The sequence below is a fragment of the Streptomyces sp. NPDC058741 genome, from assembly GCF_042746715.1.
GTDB lineage: Bacteria > Actinomycetota > Actinomycetes > Streptomycetales > Streptomycetaceae > Streptomyces.
This window is the reverse complement of sequence record NZ_JBHYQH010000002.1, coordinates 36,244-49,749: the sequence shown is the minus strand read 5'-3', so window position 1 is coordinate 49,749 and position 13,506 is coordinate 36,244. Positions and strand designations below refer to the sequence as shown.

The window sequence follows — 13,506 nt, the reverse complement described above, 5'->3', positions numbered from 1 at the left end:
CCATAATCGTTCCCATGGCGCATCAACCGAGCTCACGGCCCCGCCTGTCACCGAGCAGTGACACAGAAGACAGGACGGAGATGGCGCGGGTGCTCGCGCCCCGCCTGGCGTACTTCGCCGGTGTGGCCCGCACCGAGCACGTCACCCGCGCCGCCCAGGAGATGAACGTCCCGCAGTCCACCCTCTCCCGGTCGATGGCCCGCCTGGAGCAGGACCTGGGCGTCGACCTCTTCGCCCGCCACGGCCGCACGGTCTCCCTCACCCCGGCCGGCCGCACCTTCCTCGCCTCCGTGGAACGGGCCCTGGCCGAGGTCGAGCGCGCCGCGGAGGAGGTGCGGGCCGACGCCGACCCCACCACCGGGAAGGTCGCCTTCGGCTTCCTGCACACCATGGGCGCCGAGACCGTACCCGGCCTGCTGCACGCCTTCCGCGCCGACCACCCCCGGGTCCGCTTCAGCCTGGTCCAGAACTACGGCGAGGCCATGCTGGAGCGCCTGCGCGCCGGTGAACTCGACCTCTGCCTGACGTCACCGGTGCCCGACGCGCCCGACCTGGTCGCCCGCCGCCTCGACGAACAGAAGCTGCGCCTGGTCGTCCCGGCCGACCACGCCCTCGCGGGCCGCCGCCGCATCCGCTTGGCCGAGGCCGCCGACGAAACCTTCGTCACCCTGGAGCCGGGCTACGGCCTGCGCCGCATCACCGACGACCTGTGCGCGGAGGCCGGCTTCAGGCCGCGCATCGCCTTCGAGGGGGAGGAGGCGGAGACCCTGCGCGGGCTGGTCGCGGCGGGCCTCGGAGTGGCTCTCCTGCCCCCGCCGGCCGTCCCCCGCCCGGGGGTCGTCGAGCTGACGGTGACCGCCCCCCGCGCGGCCCGCGAGATCGGCGTGGCCTGGCTGCAGGGCCGCCCGGACACACCGCCGGTGGCGGCCTTCAAGAAGTTCCTGCTCTCCAGGAGGGGCAGTCTGCTGCCCTGACCGGGGGCGCTGGGAACGGCGCGACGAGCCACGGACGCCCCGCACAAGCCGACGTGCGGACACCCCGTCGGCGCTACCGCCGCGAAGGACTGAACCCCGCCGCCAACGGCATCCGCAACCCCAGCGGCGGCGGCGCGGCCAGCGCATCCCGCACGGGCCGCGACACGGGCCGCCCGAACAGCACCCCCATCACGAAGTCCTCGGCCAGCGCCAGCACTTCGTCCCGGTACTGGTGCAACCCGTGCCCGTCCGCGTGCACTTCGAAGCGGCACACGTCCCGATTCGCCTTCTTCGCCCGCGCCGCGAGCCGGAACGACAGCTCCGGGTCCGTCCGCCCGTCGTGCGTGCCGTGCACGATCAGCACCTGCCGTCCCGCCAGCTGCTTCACCGGTTCGGGCGGCGCCGCGACGTCCTCCTCCGGCAGCCAAGGGGCGAGCGCCACGACGGAGTTGACGGCGTCGTGCCCAGCGGCCCGCAGCGCGGCCCGCCCGCCCATCCCGGGGCCGGCGAGGCAGACGGGGACGTCCCCGTACCGCCGTACGACCTCGTCCGCCGCCCACGTCGCGTCCCGCGCGAGGTTCGCCTCGCTGCCGTTCCACCCGCGGCAGCGGTAGTGCACCACGTGCACGGCGAGGCCCTCCGCGCGCCCCCCGCGGGCCAGCCGGCGCCCGAGGGCGCGCACGGAGGCGGTCGCCAGCAGGGGCGACGGCCTGCGGCCGGATACCTCGTCGCCGCCGGGGAGCAGCAGCACCACGCCGCTCACCGCCGTCGGCTCCGGACCGAGTGCCCTGCCCAGCCGGGCCGCACGAGCCGGCGTCGCTTGGTGTGCCATGGCAGAACAGTGTCAGAAGGGTCGGTGTACGCGACCCTTCTGCGGGGTCACCGTTACGTATCGACGGAGACGTCGGCGACCGGGAAGGCGCCGTCTACGCGCGTAGGAGTTAGAGTGCGGAAATGACGAGCCAGACCATCGCGAACACCCCGACACCGGACCAGATCCGCCGGGCGCCCAAGGTTCTGCTGCACGACCATCTCGACGGCGGCCTGCGCCCCGCCACGGTCGTCGAACTCGCCCGCGACAGCGGCTACTCCCAGCTCCCCGAGACCGATCCGGAGAAGCTCGGCGTCTGGTTCCGCGAGGCCGCCGACTCCGGTTCCCTGGAGAGGTACCTGGAGACCTTCTCCCACACCGTCGGCGTCATGCAGACCCGTGACGCCCTGGTCCGGGTCGCCGCCGAGTGCGCCGAGGACCTCGCCGCGGACGGCGTCGTCTACGCCGAGGTCCGCTACGCCCCCGAGCAGCACCTGGAGGGGGGGCTCAGCCTCGAGGAGGTCGTCGAGGCCGTGAACGAGGGCTTCCGGGAAGGCGAGCGGCGCGCCCGGGCGGACGGCCGGCGCATCCGCGTCGGCGCCCTGCTCACCGCCATGCGGCACGCCGCCCGGGCCCTGGAGATCGCCGAACTCGCCAACCGCTACCGGGACCTGGGCGTCGTCGGCTTCGACATCGCCGGCGCCGAGGCCGGCTACCCGCCCACCCGGCACCTGGACGCCTTCGAGTACCTCAAGCGCGAGAACAACCACTTCACCATCCACGCCGGAGAGGCCTTCGGGCTGCCGTCCATCTGGCAGGCGCTGCAGTGGTGCGGCGCCGACCGGCTCGGGCACGGGGTGCGGATCATCGACGACATCCAGGTCCACGAGGACGGCCGCGTCGAACTCGGCCGGCTCGCCTCGTACGTCCGGGACAAGCGCATCCCGCTGGAGCTGTGCCCCAGCTCGAACCTCCAGACGGGAGCCGCGTCCTCCTACGCCGAACACCCCATCGGGCTGCTGCGCCGGCTCCACTTCCGGGCCACCGTCAACACCGACAACCGGCTCATGTCCCACACCAGCGTGAGCCTGGAATTCGAGCACCTTGTCGAGGCGTTCGGTTACACGCTCGACGACATGCAGTGGTTCTCCGTCAATGCGATGAAATCAGCGTTCATTCCTTTCGATGAACGACTGGCCATGATCAATGACGTGATCAAGCCCGGATATGCCGAGCTGAAATCCGAATGGCTGTTCCGTCAGACCGCCTCGACCAGCGGTTCTGCCGACTCGGACGGCTGACCGGCGGGATGCGGCACACAGGGAATGCGGACGGTGTTCACCATCCGTCCGCATTTCGATGTTTGCGGCTGGTGGCGCCGCGTGTTTACGGTCGCTCGACCGCTCACCCCCCGCCATCCCATTCGAGGAAGTAATTCATGAAGCAGTCCGCTGCCAAGTCCCTCGGTGTCGCCGCTCTCGGTGCCGCCTTCGCCGCCGCCGGTACGGGCGCCGCCGACGCCGCCCCGGCCCTCCCGGACACCGCCCGGACGCTGGAGACCGTCACCGCCGCCCTCCCGGCGGAGCAGCTCTCCCCGGCGCTGCCGGGCTCGGGCGAGGCGCTGGCTCAGGGGCAGACGGCCGCCGGCGCCGGCCTCACCACGGCGCAGCCGGTCGCCGAGCAGTTGCTCGCCGAGGGCCCGACCGGCCCGGCCGCCCAACTGCTCGGCGGGCTCCCGCTGCAGGGCCTGCCCACGCACGGCCTGCCGGTGAACGGCCTGCCGGTCGGCTGACCCTCCCACCGAGGCGGACGCGAAACGGATGGGGCGCACCCCCGGACACAGGGTGCGCCCCATCGGCGTTCGCTCTGGACGGACCGCGTCACCAGGCGGTCCGGGCCTTGCCTCCCGTCCGGTCCTCCGAGGGCAGGAGGATCCACAGGGCGATGTAGAGCAGGAACTGCGGGCCGGGCAGCAGGCACGACACCAGGAAGATCACCCGCATCGTGGACGCGGAGGTGCCGAAGCGCCGTGCCAGCGCGGCGCACACTCCGCCGATCATGCGGCCGTGGGTGGGGCGGGCGAGGCGGGACATGTGCGGCTCCTTCAGCGTCGGTGTGCGGGGTGTCTCCTGCGAGTACCCCGTCTGCGCTCCACGCTACGGAGACGAAGGGGGCAAAGCGTCGCTCCACGGGGCGATCCCGACCCTGGGAATCGTCGGGGTCCGACCCTGAGCCGGCCCGTCCGGGGTCAGGGGCGTCAGGGACGGGCCGGCCAGGGCGCGGCGGCGCAGCCGGGAGCGGCCCGCCGGGACCAGCGCGAGGTGCGCCAGGGCCACGCCCGCGGTGTTCAGGAACAGCGAGTCGACGTCGACGACCTGGCCGGGCACGCCGGTCTGCAGCAGCTCGATGCCCAGCGACAGCAGGGTCCCTGCCGCGACGGTGCGCAGCAGGGACCCGAGGGGTGAGACGGCAAGCCGCCCGCCGGCCATCGGCAGCAGCACGCCCAGGGGGGCCAGCAGGGCGAGTTTTCCGCTGATGTGGCGGGCCGCCTCGGGCCAGCCCAGCGCGAGGTCGGCTCTGACCCCGGCCAGCGGCCGCAGATTGGCGGGCATCACCCAGGGCACGTCCAGCGGCCGCAGCGTGAACCAGGCGACGAACGCCAGGTGTGCGACGAGGAGGACACCCCCTGCCACACGGACGCGGAACGCGGCGCTGCCGCCGATGGAGCCTTGACGCTGCACGCCCCCCTAGACGCGGCCTCCGGCCGGAACGGTTCCGGAGGGCCCCCCGATCCGCCCGTGAGGCATGCGCCACAGCCCCGCCGCAGCGGGCTACTCCGCCGCCACGTCCTTCGACGGCGGCTCCGCGCTGCCCGGGCGGGCCCGCACCTCGTCGGTGCACTCGTAGCGGCGCGAGGGCCCGGCGCCTGGCCCGCCGAGGACCACGGAGCCGTCGCCCTCGGCCGCGGCCGAGTCGGAGAACGTGCAGACGACCTGGGCCAGGGCGTACGAGGTGAGGCTCTCCGGCGCCGTGCTCAGGCGCAGCGTGTCCTCCGGGTCGCCGGCGCGGGGCCCGGCCACGGTGATGCCGCCGCGGACGTCCGTGCCGTAGCCGGCCTCCTTCTCGGTCGGCGACGGCGGCTGCGCGAGCTGGTCCAGCAGACCCTGGGCCACCAGCAGGCGGCGCTCGGAGCCGGCGGCACCGTCCGGCACCCGCACGCTCCGGTCCACGGTCACCAGCTGCGAGCCGCACAGCAGGAACACCTGGACGGGCACTCCCCGCGCGGCCTGCGTCGACACGTTCGGCTCGGCCAGGGAGCACCGCACCCGCGAGGGCGCGGGACCGTAGTTCGTCGGCACCTCGGTGGCCCGGATCCCGCAGCCGGCGAGCGCCAGCGCGAGCACGGGCAGGGCGAGCAGACGGGACGGGCCCGTGAAACGGCAGGTCATCAGGCGTCCCCCTTCGAGTCCTCGCCCCGGGCCCGGCCGGCCTCGTCCCCGGGCTGCCGCTCGTCCTCGGCGGGCGGGTCCGAGGGGGCGCTGTCGCGGGGCAGGCGCAGGGTGAACACCGCGCCCGAGTCCGCGGAGTTGGCCGCGGTGATCTCGCCGCCGTGGATGTGGGCGTTCTCCAGGGCGATGGACAGCCCCAGGCCGCTGCCCTCGGAGCGCGGCCGGGAGGCGCTGGCCTTGTAGAAGCGGTCGAAGACGTGCGGCAGGACGTCCTCGGGGATGCCGGGCCCGTGGTCCTGCACCTCGATGACGAGCCAGTCGCCCTCCTCGTGGTCCCGGCGGTCCACGCGGACCGACACCCGCACCGGGGAGCCGCCGTGCTTGAGCGCGTTGCCGATGAGGTTCGCCAGGATGACGTCCAGCCGGCGCGGGTCCAGCCGGGCGTGGATGCCGCGCTCGGCGTCCAGCTCGACCGCGTCCAGCCAGGCGCGGGCGTCGATGCAGGCGGTGATCTGGTCGGCGATGTCGACGTCGTCCAGGACGAGCCGGGCGGTGCCGGCGTCGAAGCGGGTGACCTCCATCAGGTTCTCGACCAGGTCGTTCAGCCGCCGTGTCTCGCTGACGACCAGCCGGACGGCGGGCTCGATCATCGGGTCCATGCTCCCCGTCTCGGCCTCCAGCTCCTCCTCCAGCACCTCCGTCACGGCGGTGATCGCGGTGAGGGGCGTGCGCAGCTCGTGGCTCATGTCCGCCACGAACCGCCGGGACGCCTCGTCGCGCGCCGCCATGTCGGCGACCCGTTTCTCCAGCGCCTCGGCCGCGTTGTTGAACGTCCTCGACAGATCGGCGAGTTCATCGGTGCCGGACACCCGCAGCCGGGTGTCCAGTTTGCCCTCGCCGAGCCGCCGGGCGGCCGCCCCGAGCCGCTGCACCGGCTTCAGCACGGTCGTGGCCGCGGCCTGCGCGAGCAGCGCCGAGCCGATCAGCGCGAGCCCCGTGGCGATCCCCAGCGACCAGGCCAGCGAGTTGAGGTCCTTGGCCTCCGGCTCCAGCGACTTGAGCATGTAACCGGTCGGACCGCCCCCGATGACCCGCGTCCCCGCCACCAGGTAGGGCGTGTCGTGGTCGACGATCCGCTGCCAGTACAGGTGGTACGGGTGCGTGGTGGCCCCCTCGACCTTCTGCGTCCTGTTCACCGCCGTGCGCAGCGAGAGCGGCACGTCCCCCAGCACGAAGCCGTTCAGGCCGCCGGAGCTGCCGTAGACGGTCCGGCCGTCGGGGTTCCGCGCGACGAGCAGCACACTGAAGCGCTGGTCGCTGCCGGCCATCTGGCCCGCGGTGTGCTGCAGCTCGTCCTGCGTCGGACGCTCGGGCAGCGCGCTCGCGCGGTTCTGCATCTCCTGCTCGAAGTCGCGCAGCACCGCGTCCTGGGTGCGGGTGAGCACGGCCTCGCGGTTGAGCCAGTACGCGATGCCGGACGCGGACACGGCCGCCGTCAGCGCCACCAGCCCGAAGACCACGACCAGCCGCAGCCGCAGGCTCGTCAGACGCAGCCGTGACCAGACTCCCTTGCGCGCCGCGGTCCAGCCGCGGCTCCCCCCTGGGTCCCGCTGTGTCACTGAGGCGGATCCAGCCGGTAGCCGACACCCCGCACGGTACGGATCAGCGTCGGGGACGACGGGACGTCCTCGACCTTGGCGCGCAGCCGCTGGACACAGGCGTCCACCAGCCGCGAGTCGCCCAGGTAGTCGTGCTCCCACACCAGCCGCAGCAGCTGCTGGCGGGACAGCGCCTGCCCGGGCCGCCGGCTCAGCTCCAGCAGCAGCCGCAGCTCGGTCGGCGTGAGCTGCAGGTCCTCGCCGTTCTTCGTCACGGTCATCGCCGAGCGGTCGATGACGAGGCTGCCGAAGGTGGCCGCGTCGTTCGACTCCCGCTCGCCACGCCGCAGCACGGCCCGGATCCGGGCGTCGAGGACCCGCCCCTGCACCGGCTTCACCACGTAGTCGTCGGCGCCGGACTCCAGCCCGACCACCACGTCGATGTCGTCGTTGCGCGCGGTCAGCAGGATGATCGGCAACTGGTCCGTGCGCCGGATGCGCCGGCACACCTCGAACCCGTCGATGCCGGGCAGCATCACGTCCAGCACGACCAGATCCGGCCGCTGCTCGCGCAACAGCTTCAGACCGTCCTCACCACTGGCAGCGGTCGCCACGCGGTGGCCCTGGCGCGTCAGAGAGAGCTCCAGGGCCGTCCGGATGGCGTCGTCGTCCTCGATCAGCAACAGGGAAGGCACGGGCTCATTCTGGCCCATGAGGGGGTCGGGGAGTACCGGTGGGGCGCAGACGATGGCCTCCGGTACCGCCGATTCCTGTGAACGAAGCACGGCGGAGCCGTGTCCGGCCCCTGTGACAGGTCTGTGACAGTCGGCGGACACCGCCATGAAAGTGCGGCGGCAAGCTTCTCGGCACAGGCAAGGAAGCCCGCCATCCAGGCGGGCGGCACACCGGAAGTCCACGACGGGGGGCGCGAGATGAACACGCTGCACGGCACCAGCACCAGCGCGGTTGTCACGCGTCTGCACGACGTGCACCGGGGGGTCGAGAAGTCCGGGGCTGACGGGGGAGTCTCCCTGCTCGAGCGGAGCCGAGAGCTCGGGGGAGGGCGGGGGTGCGCTCGCGGCACCGGGCGTCAGCACACCGCGTTCATGACGGTGGTCGACGCACAGACGGGGGAGAACACGGGGACGGCTCACGGGGGAGCCGCGTACAGGGAGGGCTCGGGGGAGCGCCGCTCGCTGACGGAGGCGGAGTTCACCGCCTACGTCCAGGAGCGCCGCGCCTCCCTGTACGCAACCGCCTACCACCTCACCGGCGACCGCTTCGAGGCCGAGGACCTGCTGCAGAGCGCGCTGTTCTCGACCTACCGGGCGTGGGACCGGATCAGCGACAAGGCCGCGGTCGGCGGATACCTCCGCCGCACCATGACCAACCTGCACATCAGCGCCTGGCGGCGCCGCAAGCTCAACGAGTACCCGACCGAGGAACTGCCGGAGACGCCCGGCGACACGGACGCGATGCGCGGCACCGAGCTGCGCGCGGTCCTGTGGCAGGCGCTGGCCCGGCTGCCCGAACTCCAGCGGACGATGCTGGTCCTGCGCTACTACGAGGGCCGCACCGACCCGGAGATCGCGGAGATCCTCGACATCAGTGTCGGCACGGTGAAGTCCAGCATCTGGCGGTCGCTCCGCCGGCTGCGCGAGGACGAGGTCCTCAGCTTCGGCCGTGACGAGGAGGGCGCCTTCGGCGAACTCGTCGCCTGAAGGTACGGGGGGTGCACCACACGGGGGCCCACGGGGGAACTGAAGGGACGCTGGGGGGCGTCCCCTTCAGGAGAGTGGGGGACACGGGGGAGCACCACGGGGGAAAACGGAAGCGGGACTGGAGGGCCGGGGGGTCCTTCCGGTCCCGCTTTTCGCGCTGCGGGCGCCGCCGGCCCGCGGGCGGCTCGGGTCCCACCGGAAGAACCGGCGGACACCGGAAGCCGAAGAGGTCGTCCCGCGCGGCGTGCGCACCCGTCGGACGTCCTCCGCACGCGCGCCGAGTTCGCCCGTTGGTGCGGCCACGGCGCCCCCAGGGCATCAGGCCGCCGTGCCCAGCCCCGCCCGGGGACCCGCCGTCGCTGCCGCCAGGCGGCCCAGCGCCTCGTCGCGGTCGCAGGCGTGGGCGCCGAGCGCGGTCTGGCGGGCGACGATCGAGCGTTCCTGGCGCATCAGGCGCCAGCCGCGGCGCAGCAGGAGGGGCACCGACTTGCGGCCCTCCCTCAGGTCCCGCAGGAAGCGGCGGCGGAACGTCTTCACCGGGCCGCGGCTCAGGCACAGCGCGTCCGCGAGGACCCCGGCCTCCCGGCAGCGGGCGACGATCTCCGCGGCGAAGATGCCCTCCGCGATGAACAGGGGGGTCCCGCCGATCTCGACCGACTCCGCGCCGGTACGGGCACTCAGCGCGATGTCGTAGACGGGAACGTCCGTACGGCCGGTGCGGCACAGCCCGGTGATCGCGGCGACGGCCGCGTCCGCGTCCCAGGAGTCCGGATGGTCCCAGTCGATGTCGGAGCTCCCCGCCACCAGGGGCAGCGTCGGGTCGCCGGCCTCCTTGTAGAAGTCGTCGAGCCGCAGCACCGGGAGGCCGGATCGGGCCGCGAGGAGGGACTTGCCGGAGCCGGAGGGGCCGCAGAGCAGCACGACTCGCGTCGGTATGGGGAGAGGGGAACTCACGGGACACCAGTGTGAGGCATCCACCGGGGGCCTTACGACCCCGCGGGTCGGCTTTGATGCGTGCGTCACACCTCGACTACTGTCGGTCCCGACCCGATCACCCAGTGCATCAGAAGGTGGCAGCGATGGCCCGACACGACACTCCCCAGCAGCCGACTGCCCAGCGGGCACTGGCCGTTCTCGCGACCGCGGGCATGGCGCTGGGGGCCGCTACGGCGACGGCCGCCGCGGCGGACGCCGACTCGGCCCTGGGCATGGTCAACACCCGTCCCACCTCGCTCGGCGAGATCGACCCCCAGTCCGGCCTCCAAGCCGCGACCGGGACCGTCGGCTACGTCACCGGGCCGGTCGCCGGCCTCAAGCCCAACCCGCTCGCCGGTACGGGAGTCGACCCGCTGGACAACGGCGTCGGCACCCAGCTCGCCGACTTCCCGCCGCTGATGTCCCAGGCGCTGACGGGGCCGGTGGCGCAGGCGCAGTCGATCGGGAGCATCCCGGTGGTGGGGCAGGTGACCGGGCTGCTGTCGCCGCGGTAGGCGCCCACGAGGAGAAGCCCCGGCCCTCCCGGACGGAGGAGGGCCGGGGCTTCGGCTGTGGGGGCGCCTACTAGTACGAGGAGCCGGACGCGCCCAGCGAACCCGTCGGGTGCCAGACCGTCTTCGTCTCCAGGAACGCCGTCAGGCGGTCGATGCCGGGCGTCGCCCGCCAGTCGTCCACAGGCTGTGCACGCAGTACGCGCTTGAGGTTGTCGGCCGCGGCGATCTCCAGCTCCTTCGCCAGCGCCTGGCCGGCGCCCGCGAGGTCGATCGCGTTGACGTCCTGGTGGGCCGCGAGCGGGGCCGCGATCTCCGCCGTGCTGCCCGACAGGACGTTGACCACGCCGCCCGGGACGTCCGAGGTGGCCAGCACCTCGGCCAGGGACAGCGCCGGGAGCGGGGCCTTCTCGCTGGCCACCACGACCGCCGTGTTGCCCGTCGCGATCACCGGGGCGAGCACCGACACCAGGCCCAGGAACGACGAATCCTGCGGTGCCAGCACGGCCACCACGCCCGTCGGCTCGGGGGAGGACAGGTTGAAGAACGGGCCCGCCACCGGGTTGCCGCCGCCGACCACCTGGGCGATCTTGTCGGTCCAGCCCGCGTACCAGACCCAGCGGTCGATCGCGGCGTCCACGACCGCCGCCGCCTTGGACCTCGACAGGCCCTCCGCGTCGGCCACCTCACGCGTGAACTGCTCGCGGCGGCCCTCCAGCATCTCGGCGACGCGGTAGAGGACCTGGCCGCGGTTGTACGCCGTCGCCCCGGACCAGCCGCCGAACGCCTTGCGGGCCGCGACGACCGCGTCCCGGGCGTCCTTGCGGGAGGAGAGGGGCGCGTTCGCCAGCCACTTGCCCTTCGAGTCCGTCACCTCGTACACCCGGCCGCTCTCGGAACGCGGGAACTTGCCGCCCACGTACAGCTTGTAGGTCTTCAGGACGGTGAGTCGATCAGTTGCATTCATTTAACGCTCGCCCTCCGGGCTCGACGGGGCGAGGTACGCCTCCAGGCCGTGGCGGCCGCCCTCGCGGCCGAAGCCCGACTCCTTGTAACCGCCGAACGGCGAGGTCGGGTCGAACTTGTTGAACGTGTTGGACCAGACGACGCCCGCCCGGAGCCTGTTCGCGACCGCCAGGATGCGCGAGCCCTTCTCCGTCCAGATGCCGGCCGAGAGGCCGTACTGCGTGTTGTTGGCCTTGGCGACCGCCTCGTCCGGCGTGCGGAACGTCAGCACCGACAGGACCGGGCCGAAGATCTCGTCGCGGGCGATCCGGTGCGCCTGGGTGACGTTCGTGAACAGCGTCGGGGCGAACCAGTAGCCGCTCTCGGGCAGTTCGCAGGCGGGCGACCAGCGCTCGGCGCCCTCCGCCTCGCCCTGCTCGACGAGGGAGGTGATGCGGGAGAGCTGCTCCTCGGAGTTGATCGCGCCGATATCGGTGTTCTTGTCCAGCGGGTCGCCGAGGCGCAGCGTGGACAGGCGGCGCTTGAGCGACTCCAGGAGCTCCTCCTGGACCGACTCCTGCACCAGCAGGCGGCTGCCGGCGCAGCAGACCTGGCCCTGGTTGAAGAAGATGCCGTTGACGATGCCCTCGACGGCCTGGTCGACGGGCGCGTCGTCGAAGACGATGTTGGCGCCCTTGCCGCCCAGTTCCAGGGTGAGCTTCTTGCGCGTCCCGGCGACCGTGCGGGCGATCTCCTTGCCGACGGCGGTGGAGCCGGTGAAGGCCACCTTGTTCACGTCCGGGTGGGCGACCAGCGCCGCGCCCGCGTCGCCGTAACCGGGGAGGATGTTGACGACGCCCTTGGGCAGACCCGCCTGGCGGCAGATGTCCGCGAAGAACAGCGCCGAGAGGGGGGTGGTCTCGGCCGGCTTGAGGACGACCGTGTTGCCCGTCGCGAGCGCCGGGGCGATCTTCCACGCCAGCATCAGCAGCGGGAAGTTCCAGGGGATGACCTGGCCCGCGACACCCAGCGGCCTGGGGTGCGCGCCGAAACCGGCGTGCTCGAGCTTGTCGGCCCAGCCCGCGTAGTAGAAGAAGTGCGCGGCGACCAGGGGCAGGTCGGCGTCGCGCGTCTCCTTGATCGGCTTGCCGTTGTCCAGGGTCTCCAGGACGGCCAGCTCGCGGCTGCGCTCCTGGATGATCCGCGCGATGCGGAACAGGTACTTGGCGCGCTCCGAACCGGGCAGCGCCGACCACTTCTCGAACGCCTTGCGCGCGGCCCGCACCGCGCGGTCGACGTCCTCGGAACCGGCCCGGGCGACCTCGGAGAGGACCTCCTCGGTCGACGGGGAGACGGTCTTGAAGACCTTGCCGTCCGCCGCGTCGACGAACTCGCCGTCGATGAACAGGCCGTACGAGGGGGCGATGTCGACGATCGCGCGCGACTCGGGGGCCGGGGCGTACTCGAACAGGGATGCCATGGTGATCAGTCCACCGTCACGTAGTCGGGGCCGGAGTAGCGGCCGGTGGCCAGCTTCTGGCGCTGCATCAGCAGGTCGTTCAGCAGCGAGGAGGCGCCGAAGCGGAACCAGTGGTTGTCCAGCCAGTCCTCGCCCGCCGTCTCGTTGACCAGCACGAGGAACGTGATGGCGTCCTTCGACGTGCGGATCCCGCCGGCCGGTTTCACCCCGACCTGGATGCCGGTCTGCGCCCGGAAGTCGCGGACCGCCTCCAGCATCAGCAGCGTGTTCGCCGGGGTCGCGTTGACGGCGACCTTGCCGGTGGAGGTCTTGATGAAGTCCGCCCCGGCCAGCATGCCGAGCCAGCTCGCGCGGCGGATGTTGTCGTACGTCGAGAGCTCGCCCGTCTCGAAGATGACCTTCAGGCGCGCGGAGGTGCCGCAGGCCTCCTTCACGGCGGTGATCTCGTCGTACACCTTCAGGTACCGGCCCGCGAGGAACGCCCCCCGGTCGATGACCATGTCGATCTCGTCGGCGCCCGCGGCGACCGCCTCGCGGACGTCCGTCAGCTTGACGTCGAGCGAGGCGCGGCCGGCCGGGAACGCCGTGGCCACCGAGGCGACCTTGACGTCGGAGCCGGCGACGGCCTCCTTGGCCACGGCCACCATGTCGGGGTAGACGCAGACCGCGGCCGTGCTCGGCGTCGTACGGTCCGTGGGGTCGGGCTTGACCGCCTTCGCGCCGAGCGCCCGGACCTTGCCCGGGGTGTCCGCGCCTTCCAGCGTCGTCAGGTCGACCATCGAGATGGCGAGGTCGATCGCGTACGCCTTCGCGGTCGTCTTGATCGATCGGGTGCCGAGGGAGGCCGCACGCCCCTCGAGTCCGACCGCGTCGACGCCCGGGAGCCCGTGGAGGAAGCGGCGCAGCGCGCTGTCGGACGAGGTGACGTCCTTGAGGGGGTGAGCTGCGGTGAGTGCAGAACTGGGCATGGTCACCAGACGAGCATATCTACGCGCGTAGCGGCTGTACAGCCCTCCGTCGTCCCGGGTGGATGACGGCCCC

General features: G+C 72.5%; 15 protein-coding genes. 5 read left to right on the top strand and 10 right to left on the bottom strand.

Annotated elements, in window-relative coordinates; all coding sequences use genetic code 11:
* Positions 1-14: 14 nt before the first annotated feature.
* Positions 15-974 carry a LysR family transcriptional regulator gene (locus tag ACFW6P_RS01695; RefSeq protein WP_386351353.1) on the top strand — a complete coding sequence of 320 codons (960 nt, stop codon included), beginning with the start codon at positions 15-17 and terminating at the stop codon, positions 972-974.
* 73 nt (positions 975-1,047) lie between these two features.
* Here the strand turns inward: ACFW6P_RS01695 and ACFW6P_RS01690 are convergent, their stop codons facing one another.
* Entirely contained in the window at positions 1,048-1,806 is a 759-nt protein-coding gene (locus ACFW6P_RS01690) for an alpha/beta hydrolase (protein ID WP_386422652.1), read from the bottom strand.
* A 122-nt stretch (positions 1,807-1,928) separates the two neighbouring features.
* Here ACFW6P_RS01690 and ACFW6P_RS01685 point away from each other — a divergent pair, with 122 nt between their 5' ends.
* Both ACFW6P_RS01685 and ACFW6P_RS01680 read left to right on the top strand, forming a co-directional pair.
* Positions 1,929-3,086 (top strand): adenosine deaminase, encoded by a 1,158-nt coding sequence (locus ACFW6P_RS01685; protein ID WP_386422649.1) that lies wholly within the window; start codon positions 1,929-1,931, stop codon positions 3,084-3,086.
* Positions 3,087-3,223: 137 nt separating this feature from the next.
* Positions 3,224-3,577 carry an ATP-binding protein gene (locus tag ACFW6P_RS01680; protein ID WP_386422647.1) on the top strand — a complete coding sequence of 118 codons (354 nt, stop codon included), beginning with the start codon at positions 3,224-3,226 and terminating at the stop codon, positions 3,575-3,577.
* A gap of 88 nt (positions 3,578-3,665) precedes the next feature.
* Here ACFW6P_RS01680 and ACFW6P_RS01675 read toward each other — a convergent pair whose 3' ends face one another.
* The 5 genes from ACFW6P_RS01675 to afsQ1 all read right to left on the bottom strand — a co-directional run bounded on the left by ACFW6P_RS01675 (position 3,666) and on the right by afsQ1 (position 7,527).
* On the bottom strand, positions 3,666-3,878 hold the full coding sequence (locus ACFW6P_RS01675) for a PspC domain-containing protein (protein WP_386351342.1): 213 nt from the start codon (positions 3,876-3,878) through the stop codon (positions 3,666-3,668).
* A 63-nt stretch (positions 3,879-3,941) separates the two neighbouring features.
* Positions 3,942-4,526, bottom strand: a complete 585-nt coding sequence (locus ACFW6P_RS01670) for a VanZ family protein (protein ID WP_386422644.1) — start codon at positions 4,524-4,526, stop codon at positions 3,942-3,944.
* A 90-nt stretch (positions 4,527-4,616) separates the two neighbouring features.
* Positions 4,617-5,234 (bottom strand): hypothetical protein, encoded by a 618-nt coding sequence (locus ACFW6P_RS01665; protein ID WP_386351336.1) that lies wholly within the window; start codon positions 5,232-5,234, stop codon positions 4,617-4,619.
* A complete protein-coding gene (locus ACFW6P_RS01660) occupies positions 5,234-6,853 on the bottom strand; it encodes an ATP-binding protein (protein ID WP_386351333.1) in 1,620 nt (539 codons plus the stop codon). The genes ACFW6P_RS01665 and ACFW6P_RS01660 overlap by 1 nt, the downstream gene beginning before the upstream one ends.
* Entirely contained in the window at positions 6,850-7,527 is a 678-nt protein-coding gene (gene afsQ1 / locus ACFW6P_RS01655; RefSeq protein ID WP_386351331.1) for a two-component system response regulator AfsQ1, read from the bottom strand. The genes ACFW6P_RS01660 and afsQ1 overlap by 4 nt, the downstream gene beginning before the upstream one ends.
* Positions 7,528-7,764: 237 nt before the next feature.
* Between afsQ1 and ACFW6P_RS01650 the strand changes: the two genes are divergently transcribed.
* On the top strand, positions 7,765-8,553 hold the full coding sequence (locus ACFW6P_RS01650) for a SigE family RNA polymerase sigma factor (protein WP_386422641.1): 789 nt from the start codon (positions 7,765-7,767) through the stop codon (positions 8,551-8,553).
* Positions 8,554-8,871: 318 nt separating this feature from the next.
* On the opposite strand, the gene ACFW6P_RS01645 is transcribed toward ACFW6P_RS01650, so the two are convergent.
* The gene (locus ACFW6P_RS01645) at positions 8,872-9,576 is read right to left on the bottom strand and encodes a uridine kinase (protein WP_386351326.1); all 705 of its coding nucleotides are present in this window, start codon (positions 9,574-9,576) and stop codon (positions 8,872-8,874) included.
* 56 nt (positions 9,577-9,632) lie between these two features.
* On the opposite strand from ACFW6P_RS01645, the gene ACFW6P_RS01640 reads away from it, so the two are divergent.
* Positions 9,633-10,043 carry a hypothetical protein gene (locus ACFW6P_RS01640; RefSeq protein WP_386422639.1) on the top strand — a complete coding sequence of 137 codons (411 nt, stop codon included), beginning with the start codon at positions 9,633-9,635 and terminating at the stop codon, positions 10,041-10,043.
* Positions 10,044-10,113: 70 nt separating this feature from the next.
* Here ACFW6P_RS01640 and ACFW6P_RS01635 read toward each other — a convergent pair whose 3' ends face one another.
* From ACFW6P_RS01635 to deoC, 3 genes are read right to left on the bottom strand one after another with little or no spacing between them, the layout of a single operon-like run.
* Positions 10,114-11,007 (bottom strand): aldehyde dehydrogenase family protein, encoded by an 894-nt coding sequence (locus ACFW6P_RS01635; RefSeq protein ID WP_386422636.1) that lies wholly within the window; start codon positions 11,005-11,007, stop codon positions 10,114-10,116.
* The gene (locus ACFW6P_RS01630; protein ID WP_386351294.1) at positions 11,008-12,465 is read right to left on the bottom strand and encodes an aldehyde dehydrogenase family protein; all 1,458 of its coding nucleotides are present in this window, start codon (positions 12,463-12,465) and stop codon (positions 11,008-11,010) included.
* A 5-nt stretch (positions 12,466-12,470) separates the two neighbouring features.
* Positions 12,471-13,433, bottom strand: a complete 963-nt coding sequence (gene deoC, locus ACFW6P_RS01625) for a deoxyribose-phosphate aldolase (protein ID WP_386351292.1) — start codon at positions 13,431-13,433, stop codon at positions 12,471-12,473.
* Between the last annotated feature and the right edge of the window lie 73 nt (positions 13,434-13,506).